The organism is Bacillus sp. DJP31, assembly GCF_049310945.1.
In the GTDB taxonomy this organism is placed as follows: Bacteria; Bacillota; Bacilli; order Bacillales; family SA4; genus Bacillus_BS.
This window is the reverse complement of the sequence record NZ_JBMERO010000010.1, coordinates 34,953-51,323: the sequence shown is the minus strand read 5'-3', so window position 1 is coordinate 51,323 and position 16,371 is coordinate 34,953. Positions and strand designations below refer to the sequence as shown.

Genomic DNA, 16,371 nt, shown 5'->3' with positions numbered 1-16,371 from the left:
TGACTAAAAGGAGGTAATTTGAATGGGTCACGGATACAATAGTGGATTTGCGTTAATTGTAGTGCTGTTCATTTTACTCGTTATTGTTGGTTCTGCTTACGTACGATATTAACCCCGAAATAATGTTTAAATGAGAGACAAACGCCTATTCGTTTAGTAAGGTGGTTGCATATCATATGTTAGCCCTTGAATATAAGGAGGTGTTCTCATGAGCCACGGATACGGTGCAGGTGCAGGTGCAGGTTTTGCGTTAATCGTAGTGTTGTTTATTCTTTTAGTTATTGTTGGTGCTTCTTGGATGTAATTTAAGAAAACTAGGCAGAGTTTGTCTCTGCCTATTATTATGAATAGGGGAGGAATTGTTCATGTCACAAAGCTATGGTTCAGGCTTCGCGTTAATCGTTGTGTTATTTATCCTTTTAATTATCATTGGAGCTTCTTGGATATAAGAAAAAAGTGGTGATTAGCTTCACCACTTTTTCTATGTTATAGAAAGTATAAATTTTTTTAAGAGTTTTAGTGTCTAGCTTCAGCGCCTAGAACCCCGAGGTCAAAAAACCTGAGATAAGTAAAAGGGGAAATGTGCCTTTTATTATTTCAGATCATTTACTTTTCTGATCTGAGCAAGGCGCTTCAGCCTTTTTTGCTTATGTAAAAGTAACCTCAACAAATGAAGAGATGAGCAAAATGGTGACCAGGATGTTAATGGTACGAAAGACTTTGGACTGACGCTCTTCAGGAATTTCTTTTTGAATACATAATGCATTTGTTAAGCTGTTGATGTAATAAAGAATCAATACAGCTAGTGGTATATATAGAATAATCATATGTAAGCCCTCCTTCCTATAGTATAAGACAATTGTCATGACATGAAAACCTGAAAATTTTAAGAGTTCCTACGGTTAAGCATCTCTATGTATGAGGTATAATGCAGATATATGAACATGAATTGGATAATTACTATGTGATTTTTTCAAAAAATATGCTCAAAATTGAGGTGGCATGACTTGAAAGGAAAAAGTAATTGGAAACGGGCATTTTTTATTTTATTGGGATCGGTTCTAATTATTTGTACTGTTTTAATAGGACTGGTCGTCTATTCTATACTAAGTAAACCAGAATTAGAAGCTGACTTTGCTGAGACTGGAAAAGGTACGAAGCCTTTTTTTACATTATCCACTTCAAAGTCTGCCATAAATTCATGGATAAAGGAAGAACTAGATAAAAAAGAAAAAACGGTCAAAAATATTAATTATGAGGTTTACTTGGACGATTATATTTATCTAAAGGGTGGTCTCCTTGTTTTCAACAGAGAAATACCTTTTCAGATGGTGTTTCACCCACATGTTAATGAAGAAGGAGGTCTTACACTTCAGGAACGGGAAATCAGCTTAGGGAAGCTTCAATTACCTGGTGAAATTGTGTTAAGCTTGATACATGAACAAATTGATTTCCCGGAATGGGTGAAAGTAGAGCCAACCCAACAGGAAATAATCGTTGATGTTAAAAATATTGAACTGGAAAAGGGAATGGAGTTATCGATTAAACGATTTGATCTTAAGCAGGATCAACTTGAATTTAATTTAACTAGATAAGGTGAAAAATTTTCAAGTAACGGAGGATTGCAAGTGGATTCAATTGAGCAAAGGATTGAACGACTAGAGTATTACCATAAGCTGATGATGGGCCTTGTTGAAAACGAACAATGGCCATTTCATCATTTAATCATGAACAGACAATTAACAGAGGAAGAGGTAAGAGAACTTTTTCATATGTGCGAGGATTTAACAGAAGAGTATAAAAGACAAAAAGCAGAGGGCTTTGTGGGCTTTACTCCGCTTCTGCAGACGTTCAAGCAATTATTAAATCCTAAGCTTTCTTCACTCGAGGTAATGGATGCCCTTCAAAAGGAGCAATTGTATGTTCCTTTAATGACGGCACTTCGACAAGCAGTGATTGATGATGCTTATATCAGTGGTTAGTTTACTCTTTTGTAAAGCTTTCCATCTACTTCAATGAATTCTGATTCAATATTTTCAATTGATCTTTCAAAAAGGCCCATGAATTCGTCTCCATAAATATTGCGTATAATGCTCATCATATCCAGAAATTCTGGGAATTTACCATACAGCTCTTTGAGTGGGAGTGCTCCTCCAAATACAGAATAAGTAGATGGCTGATAGCTCTCCATTAATTTTAATAATAGCTCTTCACCTTGATCTGTTAATTTGATGTACGTATTTCTTTTATCTTCCTCTTTCTTGGAAAATGTTAAATAGCCACGTTCCTCTAATTTCTTTGAAAAATTAAAGGCAGTCGATACATGCATAACACCGAACTTGGCAATCTCTGAAATAGAGGCACCCTTTAGATGGTATGCTATCCAAAGGATATGGTGCTCATTAATGTTCAGATCATAGGGCTTAATCCATTGCTGCCAATCTTTTTCGATAGACTTCCAAAGAGCCTTACTTAACTGTGCAACTCTTTGACTAAATACTAGTGCCTCTTTAATAGAAAATTCTTCGTTATTCTTCACGTTTAGTCACCTACTCACGGTACTTTTATCTTATTTATGGTTCATTAGCTAGTGTTTATACACTAGTAATCATTCTATTATTTCTATTATGACAATAAACTAGTAAATAATAAAGAAGGATTATTTGAATAAACAAAATTTTTAAATAAAAAAAACCACCACCAGCTTAATTGGTAGTGGGGAAGTGCTCATTTTGTGATGTTGCCTCCTCGAGGCGTAGCAAAGTTTGTTCAATTTCTTTAAGTTCTCTTTGAATATTGACTTGATGTGGTTCAATTTCTTTCTTCCAAACAGAAATCTTCTTTTGGACATCTTCTGCAAAGTCTTTTACCACTTCTTTACCTTCTATTGTTGATCTCTCAAGAAGGTGTAAAAAATCTTTCGTCTCTACTTTTATATTTTGAAGTCTCTCTGATAAATCTTTACTATTGTCCTTTATCGAATTTCGCAGCTCAGCACCCGATTTTGGTGTCGTTAGTAGCATCGATAGTCCCCCAATGACACCACCAACAACAAGTCCAAGAAATAATGAATTTCCTTTATTCATATTTACTCACTCCAATAAATGAATTGTTAAATTACTCAAGTTTGAAAAAGTTTAGCTAATGATTTTAGTCCAGTTCAATTAGTGCGTAATTCGACAAAAACCAGCAGTTTCCTTTCTATAGTACTACCCTTACTACGGTTTTGTGAAACAATTTCTGGTCTTTATTCTATTTTGTGCTAATTTCCCTTATTTTATATAAAAAACCCACTCAAAGGAGTGGGTTACTAAATTAGAGTTATATTTATACTGTAACTAGATTAGTTCGTTTTTGAATGTTTATGACAATCGGATACAAAATCGTCATTAGTATGGTATTGATAATAGCAGCTGGTATCACAACTGTGGTAAAAAGAGCAAGGAAGCCTGCTGGTAAGCCGAATAATACTAATGCGGACGTTAAAAAGATAAATCCTGATGCAACCGTTCCGATAAAGGTTAAAATTCCAGAAGTTAATCTTGTGCTAAACCGTTTTACAAGCAAGAATAATCCAAAGAATATAAAGGCTGTAATGGGCTTATCAAGCATGTTAGGAATTTGTCCACTTGGAAATGTTGTAGTGAGTGCCGAAATAAAGCCTGTACTTAATCCAACTAAGAGAACATATTTACGTTTTGGAAATAATACGATTGCAAGAAACATCATAAGTAGTGTCATATCTGGCTTCATCGTAAAAATAGCAGGCACCACACCGTTGAGTACTGCTCCAATACCTACCAATAAAGAAATTGTAACTAAAATTCTTGTGTTCATCTCTCATCTCTCCTCAAGCTATACTAGTCTATTTTTTTCCCCCAACAGTGCACGCGTGCCTGTTGCGAAGAAGTATGTTCATTATAACAGTGAACAACTTTGGTGAAAAGAATTTTTTTTAGGAGATTTCAACATATTACTAGTCTTACACGAATACATCCATTAAGATAAAAGAAAATTCTAGTAATTGGAGTGTGTGGGTGTGCTTCGTGAAAATAAACCTATTCATTTAAGTCCTTACGATCATCCAGACATTTACCCTGGCCCAAGACCATGTAGTTCGTTTATTTTTTATAAAGGAGTCGCCCATCGAATCGAAGAAGAACATCGTTCTTTTGAAGAGTCAATTGTTCATGTATCAAAGAGTGATCATTTGAACGGCTCTTTTTTAACATCAACAAGTGAGCAAATGACTGTTGGGGAGTTTTTGAGTAGTAACAATGAAGTGTCTATTCATGATAGGATACCTGTTCTTGCCTATGGATCTAATGTGTGTTTAGCGCAGCTCCTTTACAAATCAAGTCTGAACTCAGCCGTTTCAGACCTATATCTTTGCTTTCGGGCGACATTAAAAGATACAGATGTGATTTATGGATCATTTTTGGCACCCTATGGGGCATTACCAGCTATACTTGCACCAATAGACGGGGCAGAAACTGAAGTGTGGGTAACACTTCTTGATCCTAAACAGCTAGAGCATATGACAACAACCGAAGGAGGGTATAAACTTAAATATTACGAAGGAAACAAACTGCAGATGTATTTACAAGAGCAGGTTCAGAGGGTCTATGCCTACCATTACCCAAAGGCCCTCATAATCGACGATTCATTCTATCGATTCACAGACATTCCTGGTACTTCACCTATACCATCATCCTGGCAAGCGGATATGTTGAACAGATTACATGATATATCACCCTTTGAAGGTACGAGGGAAGAGTTTATTCACTTGATTAGATCGAATTATTCGTTTCGTCATCAAATAGAACTTTTACTAGCCAACTATGAAGTGAATATAGAACATCCTGATTGGAATCTAGCTACTTCGTTTCAAACCTTACAAGAAATAAGAGAAAGAAAATGAAAAAAGGGCTATTTGCCCCTTATTGTAAGCCGGATGAAATTTTGTTTGCAATCTCGCTAAGCTTTTCTGGTGAATAATCACTTGCATGAGATTTCCAGACGGCTCCAAATCCGTCACCTCTACCGTAGCGTGGAATTAAATGCAGGTGAAAGTGAAAGACGGATTGACCAGCTAGTTCGCCATTATTATTAAGTAAATTTAATCCTAAAGGTGAAAGCTGATTTTTAATTGAGTTCGAGATCTTTGGAACAACTTTGAAAATTTCTTGGGCAGTTTCAGAAGATAATTCAAAAACGTTTTCTTTATGTATTTTAGGTATGATAAGTGTATGACCTTTTGATACTTGGCTAATATCAAGGAAAGCTAGTACATGTTCATTTTCAAATACCTTTGCACTGGGAATATCTCCTTTTACTATTTTGCAGAAGATACAGTCGTCTTTAAGTTCCATAAGTCATCTTCCTTTCTAGGGATATTTTTCTATATATATCCATATTTTAATGGAGAGGGTGTAGTATTACAAATTGTTTCCTTAAGAAATTAGTTTAGTCATGTCCAGTGCATTCTCCGAAATGGAAACAACCCTACGAACACCATTTCAAACAAAAAATTAAAACAAGGTGCAACGCTTGGTTGCACCCTGCTTCTGGTGAAGAGGAGAGAGAGGAAATTGGAATTAATGTAGGTTATCTTCCGCAGACACCTCATTTGCTATTATGATAAACCAGACCATTATTTCGACAATAATGTTAGATGGCCTACCGCAAACACCTCATTTTGCAATGAATTGTGTTTTATAATGCTAGTAAGTGATCTTTGACAAACACCTCATTTACTCGTTTATGGTAAATGCTTTTTAGAAAGATCTAGGATCCTTGTTCAAGCGTACCATCCCCTCAGGCAATTTATTTCTAAATTAATGAAGGCTGAGTTGAATCGATTTGTTCCTGCGACACACACCTCATTTGGCTTTTTAATGTCAACTTTTTGGTTTTGGCTATAGGAACGATTCATTTCTTTTTTCGTCATCTCCTCTTCCCTAATTATGATGTCCAGGTAAATTCAAAAGTATGCTTATAAAATTAATTTATTATTTTTCCTTTACAAGAAAATTTTGTTAAGATGAATCTAAACGAAAAGGGTGGGGGACAGCGATGAATCCTTTATTGGAAATTACAAACCTTACAGGTGGTTATTCAAAAAATCCTGTACTACACGGAGTCAACTTCAATGTTAATCCTAATGAGCTCGTAGGTTTAATTGGTCTGAATGGAGCTGGGAAAAGTACAACCATTAAGCACATTATCGGTTTGATGGATCAAAAAGAAGGCACGATTACAATAAATGGACAAACTATAAAGGATGATAGAGAAAAATATCGCTCACAATTTAGCTACATTCCAGAAACTCCTATTTTATATGAAGAGTTAACGTTAGAAGAGCATATGAAAATGACCGCGATGGCTTATTCACTCGAGGAAAATCAATATAAAGAACGAATGGATTTTCTTTTGAAGGAATTTCATATGGAAAAAAGACTAAAATGGTTTCCTGCCCATTTCTCAAAGGGAATGAAACAAAAAGCAATGATTATGTGCGCCTTTTTGGTACAACCTTCTTTATACATAATAGATGAGCCTTTTGTTGGTCTAGATCCACTTGGAATCCAATCACTTCTTCAGCTTCTACAAGCGAAAAAAGAAGAGGGTGCTGGGATTTTAATGTCGACACATATTTTGGCAACAGCGGAGAGATATTGTGATACCTTCATTATTTTGCATGAGGGAAAGGTTAGAGCAAAAGGAACATTGAAGGATCTTCAAGAAGAGTTTTCTATGCCAAATGCAAATTTAGATGAGATGTATATTGCACTAACGAAGGAAGAAAAACCGAATGTATATAAATAATATTTGGAAGCAGCGGTTTGCCGACCATATTAAGGAACTTAGCGGATACCTTCGTTACATGTTTAACGATCATCTAATGATCGTGTTACTCATCGCTATTAGTGCGGGTGCAGTTTACTACAAGCAATGGCTCTCACAGCTTCCTGTAAGTTTCCCATTCGAGTGGGTCATGGCTATTATTTTAGGCTTAGTCATAACATCCTCACCGATAAAATCTTTTCTGAAAGAACCAGACTTAGTGTTCCTTCTCCCAGTTGAACATAAGTTAGCTTTATTCTTCCGAAATGGGATTGTGTATAGTTTCGTTTTACAAAGCTTTTTGTTACTTAGTACATTTATTGCACTGGTCCCGATGTATGTTGAGTTTACAAAGAGCTCAGTTTACCGACTACTTGTTGTGTTGTTTGTTTTGATCATCTTAAAGTTGTGGAACATGGCTTTATCATGGATGATGCATTATTTTATTGATCGAAATTCAAGAGTCATGGATACCGTTATGCGATTCGTTTTTAATATCGTGTTTATTGCGTTATTTTTGAAATCTGCCCCATTCCTACTCATGTTGATCCTTCTCATAATTGCAGTCTTATGGTTGGTTTCGTTTCTTGTCATCACAAAAGAAAAATCAGTTAAATGGGAAATTTTACTTCAAGCTGAAACCAGACAAATGAACCGATTTTACCGACTAGCCAATCTATTTGTAGATGTTCCGCATTTAAGAAGTGAAGTCAAACCAAGAAGATGGTTAGACTGGATTTCTGCATCCATACCACTTCAGAAAGATCGACTTTATGAATTTCTTTATCTGAAAACATTTATCCGGTCAGGTGAATACTTGGGGTTATATGTGAGACTTCTTGTCATTGCTGGCTTTATCGTCATGGGTATCAACCTAAAATATTCAGCCTTTATCCTAATCCCTTTTTTTATTTATTTATCTGGACTACAGCTGCTTGCATTATATAAACAGCATGACAATAAACTATGGTTAGATTTATACCCAGTATCCATAACGAATCGACAGCAAGCCTTTTTGGCTCTTTTGCTAAAGTTAATGATTGGTAAAGGGATCGTATTATCTGTGATTCTGTTATGGGAGAATGGCTTTTTGGATGCAATTTTAGGTGCACTTGTCTCTTCACTATTTAGCTATTTGTTTGTTCAGTTTTATTTGAAAAATAAGCTGCTAAAAGCAAGCTCTAATTAGGTAAGAAAATGTTGAAGTATGAAGGAGAAATTTACCAAGAAGCACAACAATGGAAGAAGAAGCTAATAAGGAAAAAAAGTATGGTTGAAAGACTTTCCAAAAGTACACAGAAAAAATTAAACAGCTTTATACCTAAGAAAGCACATGAAATTGTAACCGAAAGCATTAAACAAATGGTTGAAATGACTTTGAATGGATCTAATTACTTACCAGCTGAAAGCTATAATCCTGATATGTCCATTCACGAGAAAGAGCAACTCATTCATGAAAAATTACTAACTTATAAACGTATGGCAGCGATTGAAGGTGCAGGAACGGGAGCGGGCGGAATATTACTAGCTTTAGCCGATTTTCCTTTATTGCTTGGGATTAAAATGCGTTTCTTGTTTGAAATTGGGTCTATCTATGGTCTTCATACAAAGAATTACGACGAGCGTCTGTTTATTCTTTATGTGTTTCAGCTTGCCTTTTCAAGTGAGGAACAAAAGGGAGAACTACTTAGTAGGATTGAACATTGGGATAAAGATTCATTTAAGCATGAGGTAAATTGGCAACAGTGGCAGCAGGATTACCGCGATTACATCGATCTAGTGAAGCTGTTACAGCTTGTACCAGGAATTGGCGCAGTTGTCGGAGCCATTGCGAATTATCATTTATTAGATCATTTAGGGGAAACGGCCATTCAGTGTTATCGGTTGAGGTTGTTGAAAAAGTAAGGAAAAAAGCAATCGGGCTTCCGATTGCTTTTTACATTATGTGTTAAAGCTTATTCACCAATTCAGTTACTCCGTTATGCTCCACTTGATAGGCAATTGCTACTTTTGCTAAAGTCTTCGCCGCGATTAACATGGCACCCTCATCAAAATCAAAATGAGGATGATGATGTGGATAAGGATTTACAACGTCCTCTGACTTAGCGCCTGTGAAGAAAAAGGTGCCTTTTACATGCTGTAGATAGTAGGCAAAGTCTTCGCCGCCCATTGAAGGCTCGGTTTCAACGACAGTTGTTACGCCAGGCGTTTCTCCAGCAACTCGAACGAGTAAATCTGTTTCTTCCTTATGGTTGACGACAGCAGGGTATCCTCTGTCATAAAGGTAATCATACTCAGCATCGGCAGCGAAACAAGTGCCCTTAAGAACTTTTTCGATCTCTGTTTCGATTTGATCTCGAACCTCTTCATTGAAGGTCCGAACTGTTCCAATCAGTTTAGCTTGATCTGCGATGACGTTAAAGGCATTTTTCGCTTCAAAGCTGCCTACTGTTACGACCGCAGACTCAATTGGGTTTGTTCGTCTACTGACAATTTGTTGAAGGTTCATGATAAACTGAGAAGCGATAACGATCGAGTCCTTCGTTTTATGTGGCTGTGCACCGTGTCCACCTGAACCCTTTATCGTTACTTCAAACCGGTCAGCTGCTGCCATCACTGGACCTACTCGGTATTGAATATGCCCTGTTGGCTCAGTCGCCCAAAGATGAGTACCAAAAATAACGTCAACACCATCCAAACAGCCATCTTGAATCATTGAAATCGCTCCGCCTGGTGAATATTCCTCTGCATGCTGATGAATTAAAACGAAATTTCCAGGAAGTTGATCCTTAATTATGTTTAACGCTTCAGCTAATACAAGGAGACTGGCTGTATGCCCATCATGACCACAAGCGTGCATGACTCCCGGTATTTTAGACTTATACGGTACATCCTTCGCATCTTGAATGGGTAGTGCATCAAAGTCGGCGCGGAGTGCAACCGTAGGACCAGGTTTTCCACCTTTAATAGTCGCAACGACACCGTTTCCTCCAACATTTGTTCGAACTTCAACACCTAATTCACGATAAAAGTTGGCAATATATTCAGCGGTTTGAACCTCTTGGAAGCTAAGCTCTGGGTGCATATGTAGGAAACGTCTTATTTCTACCATCTTTTCAAACCTAGAATCTAGTTCTTGATAGAGTGAACTTAACACTTGATTTCCCCCTTTATTTCCGATCTGAATTTTCGAAATATTACTCCAAACCATTATATCATTATTCAAAATATTCTTGAATAAAAATTCCTTCACTGCTAAGTAAATCGTATATAATATTGATATAGGGAGGAGGATTAATATGGAAATGCAAAGAAAAACAGAAAAGGGTTTCAGCAATTATCTATCACTAAGACTAATCGTCACTACATTAAGCTTAGTTTTGTTTCTTTTTATTGCTTATCTGATACATACGGAAAAGGGGTTCTGGTTTGATCAATTGCTTTTAGATTTTTCAAGTTCCTTTATTACTGGCAGTACTTATGAGACTATCGCGTTTTTTACGAATCTAGGAACAAGAAATATCGTCATTTCGATCGCTGTTTTATCACTTATCATCGTGTGGTGGAAAACAAGGGATTATCTCGGCATGGCAACCATAGCGCTTGTGTTATATGGAAGCGATCAATTATACAAGATTTTAAAGGATGTGTTTCAAAGAGATCGTCCAATCTATGATTCGGCTATTGATGCAACTGGTTATAGTTTTCCAAGTGGCCACGCAACTACTTCTATGGCATTTTACGGGATCTTAATATACTTTATCTTGAGATATATGAAGAAGTCACACTTAAAAACAATAGCTATAGTTTTTCTATGCTGTTACCTAGGATTTATGGGGTTAAGTAGAGTATTTCTTCAAGCCCACTATTTTTCAGATGTGCTCGCAGGGTTCTCGATCGCGCTAGTCTACTTAATGCTATGTATCTATATCTACGAAATTGTTTCAACTTTGCTTTCAAGAAGAGTAAAGAAAGAGAGCGAACTATCCATGTGAATGGTTATGTTCGCTCTTTTTGCTTATATTAAAAACATGGCAACAATGGTCGTAACAACCAAACCAATCACAACAGGTAATAGATTTCGTTTTGCTAACTCAAATGGATCGACCCCACAAATGGCTGCCGCAGGAATGAGCGCCCAAGGTACAAGCGTACTTCTATCGACAAAAGACATCTTTTTATTTTGCTGATACAATAAGGATTTCTCTAGGTTTACCACCTACACCTCTTTTTTAGTCATCTTCCGTATCAATCACCAGTTGATTAAATATGGTCGTCATTATCTGCTTCCGTTCAATGTCATCCGCATGCTCCCATAATGTCCTGATGTTCTCAGAGATATACGTATTTTCATCCACATTCGTTCTTTGAGCCTGTTTGTATTGATTCAGTTCATGGGTTATTTTTTTCTCTTGTTCACGCAACTGTTCGGTTTTTCCGATTAGTTCATCTATAATGTGAAAGTAGGAAGTTTATAAGAGTTAAGGGCATTCGTAAAGAATGCTCTTTGTTTTTTAAAATTAAAATTAGAAGTAATAGCAGAAAAAAGGGAATTAAAAGATTAATTATGAAAATTTTATTAATTATAATTTTTTCCTCTTTTATAAATATTTTTACAATTATGGAAAACTTGTGTTAAAATTCGATTGTTGTATATGCGCAGAATACAACAAAAATTTTAAATAATAGAAGTGCAAAAATGTTAAAATTCACAAAATACCTTCTAACAGCAGTTTTATTAATCGTCGTTTCAACACAATTTGCCACTAGTGAGTCTTCTGCAGCATGCTATAATATTTATAGCCAACCTACAAAGCACTTAAAAAATACTGATATTGTGAAACCAATGTGTAATGGTGGTTCTCCAACAGGTTGGTCTTCACTACGTTCAACAGCAACATATGGTGGTGGAATCAATTACAAAACCTATAATAAACCAGGCACTTACTTAAAGGCTGTATCTGACTTCGGAAGATATTTGGGTAATAATAACGGAGGTTCAATTCCATTTCAAAATAGTACTGGCTGGTATGTTAGAACTCCCTACGGTAATGTAAGTCTGTATCCGAATTCAACAACTACAGGTCAACCAACAATTAAATGGCCAGATGGCAGAGAAGTAATTAGATATATACCATAGTTATTCAAACAGGTTAGGTTTATGAAGTTATATTAATAACTCGTTATTTACTATCAATTGGAGTGTTTTAATATGGATAAAAAGGCTGTACTAACTATTAATGAGATTAAAACTCTTAGGGGTATCATAGGTCAGGATGTTACAACAATCAACAGTAATACAATGAGTTATAACTTAAATAATCACTCATTTGATATCTTTGAACCGGTAGTTATAGGTGTTGGAAAAGAGTATCTATCTATTGGTTGTGAAGAGGTTGAAAATGATTATTGTAGATTAATCATTCAAAAACAAAGCCATCCAGATCCATTAGAGTATGAGGCGAATGAATATTTCAATCTAGTATACAAAAATCCTATTTCTAGTATTGATATTTGGTCAAATGTTAAGAAAATAACAATTCTTACCCCAGATGAAAAAATAGATAGTAGTAGCAGGTTAACGGGTATACTTATTCATTTAGAAAATAAAAAAATCATAGGACTAACTGCTGTATTCCCTTTTGGACCAAGAATTATTTTTAATACAGATGATATTAATAATTTGATTAGCAATAGTGTACATATTTGCGACATTGACGATTCAGTGAGTATATTAAAGTATGAAAGGTTATAAAGAAGCCATTTTTGATGGCTTCTATTTTTTGAATTGAAATTTTCTTTAATTGAATAGGATAATTTAAAAGGAATTTGACCATTTACCAGAACTCATAGCCAATTTATATGAACAAATTGTGAGTGCATTAATAATAATTCTTTCTTATTATCTTCAATTGGATTACGAATGATAATAGAAGGTGTATGTAATGATTTTAAGTGTGAATGACGGATACGTCATTGATGAGGAAACGGGCATGGATACACATAGGGCAACTATATTGGGTCCGAAACTTGAAGAGGTAGGCTTTGAAGTTGAAATATGCCGTACAGGTAACTTTACTCATAGTAAACTATCTCCTATTGTTGATGACAGCTTTATAAATCAGAATCTTGTTTTCGGAAATGATCCATTAATGCGCTGGTATGTAGGAAATGTGTATGTGGATTATTTGAATAACGGGAATAGAATAAAGAGTACAAGAAGATAGACAAAGAAAAGCGTAAGACCGATGGGTTCTACGCTTTTTTACATGCTCTCGATGCTGATAGCGAATTAGAAGATTACGGGGAAATCGATTTTACTAATATCGGATTTAAACCAATTATTGTGTAGGGGGGTGATCATAAAATGAGCTTTGCGAGTTGGTTAAGGGAATGGAATCCGTTTTATAAAACAACAGAATATGATGTTAGGGCTTACGTGTGAGGGTAGTAATGAAATATTAATGCTAATTTAAGAGAAATAGTGGCATTTTTTTCATATTTATTAGGCGGTAATTGTAACAATTAAGCTATATCAAGGTGAATCTGTCGTATAATGTTTTTCCCAGGAAATATTTCGAGGATTTGTACCACGATTCGCCTTGTTATTAGTCAGATCAATCCCACCTGAATGTCAGCATTCAGGTGGGATGTTTTTTTCACTTACAAAATGGCGGGCATTTAAGACTGATTTGTTAAGATTGAATATTTCGTTACATATGAAGGTCTTGGGAAGATGGATTGTTGGTCTATTCCTTCTGATGTGCCTCTTTTTTTATGGGCAGTATCATAGGCTTTTGAGTTTTGCCAGTTTAAGAAATCCTGTTTACTTTCCCATTGAGTGAAGATGATATACGTGTCGCTGTTAAGTGGTCTAAGTACACGAATGGCTCCAAATCCTGGTTCATTTTCAATCATTCGCGCACGGTTTTTAAATCGATACTCAAACAATGTTCTTCCTTCATCACTGACAGGTATGTTGTTTAAGATGGCAAAGCCAGATTCTTTTAGAATGCCTGACTGGTCTAGTATTTCATAATGTTTGCCTTCCTTAAAGATAGTCTCTTTACCGGTTTCGTGGAGTAAGAGAGCTTGGTCTTCCTCTCCAGTCAAAATCAGCATTATTTCATTTGAATGGTTTTCTCTAACCTGATGTAAATAATCATTCGTACCATATGTAATATAAATGTTCATGTTTATCAACCTCCTAGCTAGTAGTATAACTGTAAAATGGGTATGAAAGAAAATCTCGGGTGTTTTGGAAAATCATACATAACTATCCGACTATAAAACGATACTAATAAGGTGGAAACATGCAATAATTGTCGAAAATAGTGTATGATTTGAGATGTAATTGTTTGAAAGGGGTGGCGAAAATGAAACGCAAGCTTCTAATTGGTGCATTGGCACTGGTATCTACTATGATTGTAGGGTTAATTGGTTATATTGTGATCTTAATTGCCGGTAACCAAGTCGTTGATGAACAAATGCTAGTGATGGATTCAACCACAACCTTAGTTGATGAAAATGGAAGTATCATTTCAAAGCTTTATATAGAGGACCGTGACCTTGTAACGATTAATGAAATACCAGAACATGTGCAAGAAGCATTCATTGCCATAGAAGACGCCCGATTTTACGAACATCATGGCATAGATGTAAAGGCTATTCTAAGGGCGTTATATAAAGATATACTAGCCGGTGGAAAAGTTGAAGGTGGAAGTACCATCACACAGCAATTAGCGAAAAATGTGTTCTTATCAAATGAAAAAACGTGGCTAAGAAAGACAAAAGAAGCGATAATTTCGATTAATTTAGAGCGAAAATATAGTAAGAAGAAGCTTCTTGAAATGTATTTAAATCAAATTTATTTTGGACACGGAGCTTATGGAATCGAGACCGCGGCTAAGTTTTATTTTGGTAAATCTTCATCAGAACTAACAATTGAAGAGGGGGCAATGCTCGCAGGAATTCCCAAAAGCCCTACCAACTATTCACCAATAAATTATATGGAAGATAGTAAAAATAGACGTAATCTAGTTCTTGATAGGATGCATCAAAAAGGGTACATCAAGGCAGAGGAAGCCGTTCGTTTAAAGGGAAAGACAATTGCTTTAGATGTTAACGAATATGCAAAAAATCCGGCCTTTTCAACGTATATAGATATGGTCATGGAGGAAGCAAAACAACGGTTTAACCTCTCAAATGAGGAGCTAATGACAGGTGGATATACAATTACAATACCTATTAATCAACAAATACAACAAATGTCTTATGAACTTTTTAAAAACAAAGAATATTTTCCTGGGACCGATGACCATGCCCAAGGAGCATTTGTGTTAATGGATGTTCATGATGGCGGGGTATTAGCTGTCACGGGTGGAAGGGATTACGTTCATAAGGGTACGAACCGAGTGATTGTTAATCGACAGCCTGGTTCGACAATCAAACCATTAGCTGTGTATGGGCCAGCGTTAGAGGAAGAAGAATATCATCCTTACTCGATGCTGGTTGATCAGAAAATTAGTTATGGTGATTATTCACCAAGTAACTTAAGTGGAACGTATAAAGGGAAAATTTCAATGTATGATGCTTTAAAGACCTCTGCGAATGCACCAGCAGTTTGGTTATTAGATAAAATTGGTGTTGAATCTGGGAAGAAATATATTGATAAAGCAGGTATCTCTATTCCTGACAAGGGTCTTGCCATCGCACTTGGTGGACTTGAAAAGGGTGTTTCACCGCTTGAAATGACAAAAGCGTATAGAGCGTTTGCAAAAGATGGAAAGGTGATCGAGCCCTACTTTATTAAGAAAATGATGAACCAAAAAGGTGAGCTTATTTCCAATCCAGAAGTAAACGAAAAGGAAGTTTTTTCGCCTCAAACAGCCTGGTATGTGACGAGAATGTTGGAGGCGGTAGTAGACGAAGGTACGGCTAAAGCAGGGGAGTTTGAAGGCCATCTTGCTGGGAAAACGGGGACAACCTCTTTAACAGAGATAGACGGTGCCGTTAGAGATGCATGGTTTGTTGGCTATACACCCGATGTGGTTGGTGCGTTATGGATGGGGTATGATACGACAGACGAGAATCACTATCTCACAAAAGGAAGCACCTATCCAACGGCATTGTTTAAAAAGATCCTCTCATCTTCCGAATTAGACCAAACAGCAAGCTTCATCGCTCCAACGGGTGTAGAGGAACTTGAAAAGCCAATCAAATTGCCAAATGAGACAGAGCTTACAGCTAACCTTACATTCAAACCATTTGGACTTTTCACCGTTCAATTGCATTGGAACCCTGGTAAAGATGAGAGAGTAGTATTCAAGGTGTATGAAGAAAAGAATGGAAAGTGGAACCATATTGATGATGTTCGAGGAAAAGGCACTTTCGAAAAAGAAAATGTTAATATCTTTAACCTTTCAAACTATTACGTCGTTCCATATAACCCACAAACAGAAGAAGCTGGAAAAGACTCCAATGTCGCCTCACCCTAAGTAAACAAGTAGCCTCTTACTAAGCGAT

21 protein-coding genes and 2 pseudogenes are annotated in these 16,371 nt (G+C 36.2%); 14 read left to right on the top strand and 9 right to left on the bottom strand.

Translation table 11 applies throughout. From position 1 onward, the window contains the following. Positions 1-22: 22 nt before the first annotated feature. The 3 genes from ACOI1C_RS11135 to ACOI1C_RS11125 all read left to right on the top strand — a co-directional run bounded on the left by ACOI1C_RS11135 (position 23) and on the right by ACOI1C_RS11125 (position 449). Positions 23-112, top strand: coding sequence for a YjcZ family sporulation protein (locus ACOI1C_RS11135; RefSeq protein WP_422510600.1), 90 nt, complete (start codon positions 23-25; stop codon positions 110-112). 96 nt (positions 113-208) lie between these two features. Continuing rightward, positions 209-304: a YjcZ family sporulation protein gene (locus tag ACOI1C_RS11130; RefSeq protein WP_422510599.1), complete on the top strand. Its 96-nt coding sequence runs from the start codon at positions 209-211 to the stop codon at positions 302-304. Positions 305-365: 61 nt separating this feature from the next. After that, positions 366-449, top strand: a complete 84-nt coding sequence (locus tag ACOI1C_RS11125) for a YjcZ family sporulation protein (RefSeq protein ID WP_422510694.1) — start codon at positions 366-368, stop codon at positions 447-449. Between the two features lie 198 nt (positions 450-647). Here the strand turns inward: ACOI1C_RS11125 and ACOI1C_RS11120 are convergent, their stop codons facing one another. Continuing rightward, positions 648-827, bottom strand: coding sequence for a hypothetical protein (locus ACOI1C_RS11120; RefSeq protein WP_422510598.1), 180 nt, complete (start codon positions 825-827; stop codon positions 648-650). 180 nt (positions 828-1,007) lie between these two features. Here ACOI1C_RS11120 and ACOI1C_RS11115 point away from each other — a divergent pair, with 180 nt between their 5' ends. Together ACOI1C_RS11115 and ACOI1C_RS11110 are read left to right on the top strand one after the other, a co-directional pair. Further along, a complete protein-coding gene (locus tag ACOI1C_RS11115) occupies positions 1,008-1,595 on the top strand; it encodes a YpmS family protein (protein WP_422510597.1) in 588 nt (195 codons plus the stop codon). A gap of 33 nt (positions 1,596-1,628) precedes the next feature. After that, positions 1,629-1,982, top strand: coding sequence for a DUF1878 family protein (locus tag ACOI1C_RS11110; RefSeq protein WP_422510596.1), 354 nt, complete (start codon positions 1,629-1,631; stop codon positions 1,980-1,982). Here the strand turns inward: ACOI1C_RS11110 and ACOI1C_RS11105 are convergent. The 3 genes from ACOI1C_RS11105 to ACOI1C_RS11095 form a co-directional block, all read right to left on the bottom strand. After that, positions 1,979-2,539 carry an HTH-type transcriptional regulator Hpr gene (locus ACOI1C_RS11105; protein WP_422510595.1) on the bottom strand — a complete coding sequence of 187 codons (561 nt, stop codon included), beginning with the start codon at positions 2,537-2,539 and terminating at the stop codon, positions 1,979-1,981. The genes ACOI1C_RS11110 and ACOI1C_RS11105 overlap by 4 nt on opposite strands. 166 nt (positions 2,540-2,705) lie before the next feature. Then, the gene (locus ACOI1C_RS11100; RefSeq protein WP_422510594.1) at positions 2,706-3,086 is read right to left on the bottom strand and encodes a YtxH domain-containing protein; all 381 of its coding nucleotides are present in this window, start codon (positions 3,084-3,086) and stop codon (positions 2,706-2,708) included. Positions 3,087-3,327: 241 nt separating this feature from the next. Beyond that, complete coding sequence (locus ACOI1C_RS11095; RefSeq protein WP_422510593.1) at positions 3,328-3,837, bottom strand: tryptophan transporter; 510 nt, start codon at positions 3,835-3,837, stop codon at positions 3,328-3,330. Between the two features lie 202 nt (positions 3,838-4,039). Here ACOI1C_RS11095 and ACOI1C_RS11090 point away from each other — a divergent pair, with 202 nt between their 5' ends. After that, entirely contained in the window at positions 4,040-4,921 is an 882-nt protein-coding gene (locus ACOI1C_RS11090; RefSeq protein ID WP_422510592.1) for a hypothetical protein, read from the top strand. A gap of 19 nt (positions 4,922-4,940) precedes the next feature. On the opposite strand, the gene ACOI1C_RS11085 is transcribed toward ACOI1C_RS11090, so the two are convergent. Then, a complete protein-coding gene (locus ACOI1C_RS11085; protein WP_422510591.1) occupies positions 4,941-5,372 on the bottom strand; it encodes an HIT family protein in 432 nt (143 codons plus the stop codon). Positions 5,373-6,075: 703 nt separating this feature from the next. On the opposite strand from ACOI1C_RS11085, the gene ACOI1C_RS11080 reads away from it, so the two are divergent. From ACOI1C_RS11080 to ACOI1C_RS11070, 3 genes are read left to right on the top strand one after another with little or no spacing between them, the layout of a single operon-like run. Beyond that, positions 6,076-6,828 (top strand): ABC transporter ATP-binding protein, encoded by a 753-nt coding sequence (locus ACOI1C_RS11080; protein WP_422510590.1) that lies wholly within the window; start codon positions 6,076-6,078, stop codon positions 6,826-6,828. Beyond that, positions 6,815-8,035 (top strand): ABC transporter permease, encoded by a 1,221-nt coding sequence (locus ACOI1C_RS11075; protein WP_422510589.1) that lies wholly within the window; start codon positions 6,815-6,817, stop codon positions 8,033-8,035. Before ACOI1C_RS11080 ends, ACOI1C_RS11075 begins: the two co-directional genes overlap by 14 nt. Before the next feature lie 8 nt (positions 8,036-8,043). Continuing rightward, positions 8,044-8,751, top strand: coding sequence for an EcsC family protein (locus ACOI1C_RS11070; protein ID WP_422510588.1), 708 nt, complete (start codon positions 8,044-8,046; stop codon positions 8,749-8,751). A gap of 43 nt (positions 8,752-8,794) precedes the next feature. Here the strand turns inward: ACOI1C_RS11070 and ACOI1C_RS11065 are convergent, their stop codons facing one another. Next, positions 8,795-9,958 (bottom strand): M20 family metallopeptidase, encoded by a 1,164-nt coding sequence (locus ACOI1C_RS11065; RefSeq protein ID WP_422510693.1) that lies wholly within the window; start codon positions 9,956-9,958, stop codon positions 8,795-8,797. A 187-nt stretch (positions 9,959-10,145) separates the two neighbouring features. On the opposite strand from ACOI1C_RS11065, the gene ACOI1C_RS11060 reads away from it, so the two are divergent. Continuing rightward, positions 10,146-10,841, top strand: a complete 696-nt coding sequence (locus ACOI1C_RS11060) for a phosphatase PAP2 family protein (RefSeq protein WP_422510587.1) — start codon at positions 10,146-10,148, stop codon at positions 10,839-10,841. A gap of 23 nt (positions 10,842-10,864) precedes the next feature. Here ACOI1C_RS11060 and ACOI1C_RS11055 read toward each other — a convergent pair. Both ACOI1C_RS11055 and ACOI1C_RS11050 read right to left on the bottom strand, forming a co-directional pair. Next, positions 10,865-11,014: pseudogene (locus ACOI1C_RS11055) on the bottom strand (hypothetical protein); the annotation flags it as partial. Between the two features lie 64 nt (positions 11,015-11,078). Further along, positions 11,079-11,270, bottom strand: a complete 192-nt coding sequence (locus tag ACOI1C_RS11050) for a hypothetical protein (protein WP_422510586.1) — start codon at positions 11,268-11,270, stop codon at positions 11,079-11,081. A gap of 275 nt (positions 11,271-11,545) precedes the next feature. Here ACOI1C_RS11050 and ACOI1C_RS11045 point away from each other — a divergent pair, with 275 nt between their 5' ends. From ACOI1C_RS11045 to ACOI1C_RS11035, 3 genes and pseudogenes are all read left to right on the top strand, one after another. Further along, the gene (locus ACOI1C_RS11045) at positions 11,546-11,986 is read left to right on the top strand and encodes a hypothetical protein (RefSeq protein WP_422510585.1); all 441 of its coding nucleotides are present in this window, start codon (positions 11,546-11,548) and stop codon (positions 11,984-11,986) included. 72 nt (positions 11,987-12,058) lie between these two features. Next, a complete protein-coding gene (locus ACOI1C_RS11040) occupies positions 12,059-12,601 on the top strand; it encodes a hypothetical protein (protein WP_422510584.1) in 543 nt (180 codons plus the stop codon). A 238-nt stretch (positions 12,602-12,839) separates the two neighbouring features. After that, positions 12,840-13,198: pseudogene (locus ACOI1C_RS11035) on the top strand (terminase large subunit); the annotation flags it as partial. Positions 13,199-13,527: 329 nt separating this feature from the next. Here ACOI1C_RS11035 and ACOI1C_RS11030 read toward each other — a convergent pair. Continuing rightward, a complete protein-coding gene (locus ACOI1C_RS11030) occupies positions 13,528-14,040 on the bottom strand; it encodes an antibiotic biosynthesis monooxygenase family protein (RefSeq protein ID WP_422510583.1) in 513 nt (170 codons plus the stop codon). A 182-nt stretch (positions 14,041-14,222) separates the two neighbouring features. Here ACOI1C_RS11030 and ACOI1C_RS11025 point away from each other — a divergent pair, with 182 nt between their 5' ends. Further along, the gene (locus tag ACOI1C_RS11025; protein WP_422510582.1) at positions 14,223-16,343 is read left to right on the top strand and encodes a transglycosylase domain-containing protein; all 2,121 of its coding nucleotides are present in this window, start codon (positions 14,223-14,225) and stop codon (positions 16,341-16,343) included. The last annotated feature ends 28 nt before the right edge of the window (positions 16,344-16,371 follow it).

Bases quoted from the DNA above. Each gene is read 5' to 3' on its own strand.
- ACOI1C_RS11100 (WP_422510594.1), bottom strand. From the start codon at position 3,086: ATGAATAAAGGAAATTCATTATTTCTTGGACTTGTTGTTGGTGGTGTC.
- ACOI1C_RS11045 (WP_422510585.1), top strand. From the start codon at position 11,546: ATGTTAAAATTCACAAAATACCTTCTAACAGCAGTTTTATTAATCGTC.
- ACOI1C_RS11095 (WP_422510593.1), bottom strand. From the start codon at position 3,837: ATGAACACAAGAATTTTAGTTACAATTTCTTTATTGGTAGGTATTGGA.
- ACOI1C_RS11065 (WP_422510693.1), bottom strand. From the start codon at position 9,958: ATGGTAGAAATAAGACGTTTCCTACATATGCACCCAGAGCTTAGCTTC.
- ACOI1C_RS11085 (WP_422510591.1), bottom strand. From the start codon at position 5,372: ATGGAACTTAAAGACGACTGTATCTTCTGCAAAATAGTAAAAGGAGAT.
- ACOI1C_RS11080 (WP_422510590.1), top strand. From the start codon at position 6,076: ATGAATCCTTTATTGGAAATTACAAACCTTACAGGTGGTTATTCAAAA.
- ACOI1C_RS11040 (WP_422510584.1), top strand. From the start codon at position 12,059: ATGGATAAAAAGGCTGTACTAACTATTAATGAGATTAAAACTCTTAGG.
- ACOI1C_RS11120 (WP_422510598.1), bottom strand. From the start codon at position 827: ATGATTATTCTATATATACCACTAGCTGTATTGATTCTTTATTACATC.
- ACOI1C_RS11060 (WP_422510587.1), top strand. From the start codon at position 10,146: ATGGAAATGCAAAGAAAAACAGAAAAGGGTTTCAGCAATTATCTATCA.
- ACOI1C_RS11070 (WP_422510588.1), top strand. From the start codon at position 8,044: ATGTTGAAGTATGAAGGAGAAATTTACCAAGAAGCACAACAATGGAAG.
- ACOI1C_RS11125 (WP_422510694.1), top strand. From the start codon at position 366: ATGTCACAAAGCTATGGTTCAGGCTTCGCGTTAATCGTTGTGTTATTT.
- ACOI1C_RS11025 (WP_422510582.1), top strand. From the start codon at position 14,223: ATGAAACGCAAGCTTCTAATTGGTGCATTGGCACTGGTATCTACTATG.
- ACOI1C_RS11135 (WP_422510600.1), top strand. From the start codon at position 23: ATGGGTCACGGATACAATAGTGGATTTGCGTTAATTGTAGTGCTGTTC.
- ACOI1C_RS11075 (WP_422510589.1), top strand. From the start codon at position 6,815: ATGTATATAAATAATATTTGGAAGCAGCGGTTTGCCGACCATATTAAG.
- ACOI1C_RS11130 (WP_422510599.1), top strand. From the start codon at position 209: ATGAGCCACGGATACGGTGCAGGTGCAGGTGCAGGTTTTGCGTTAATC.
- ACOI1C_RS11030 (WP_422510583.1), bottom strand. From the start codon at position 14,040: ATGAACATTTATATTACATATGGTACGAATGATTATTTACATCAGGTT.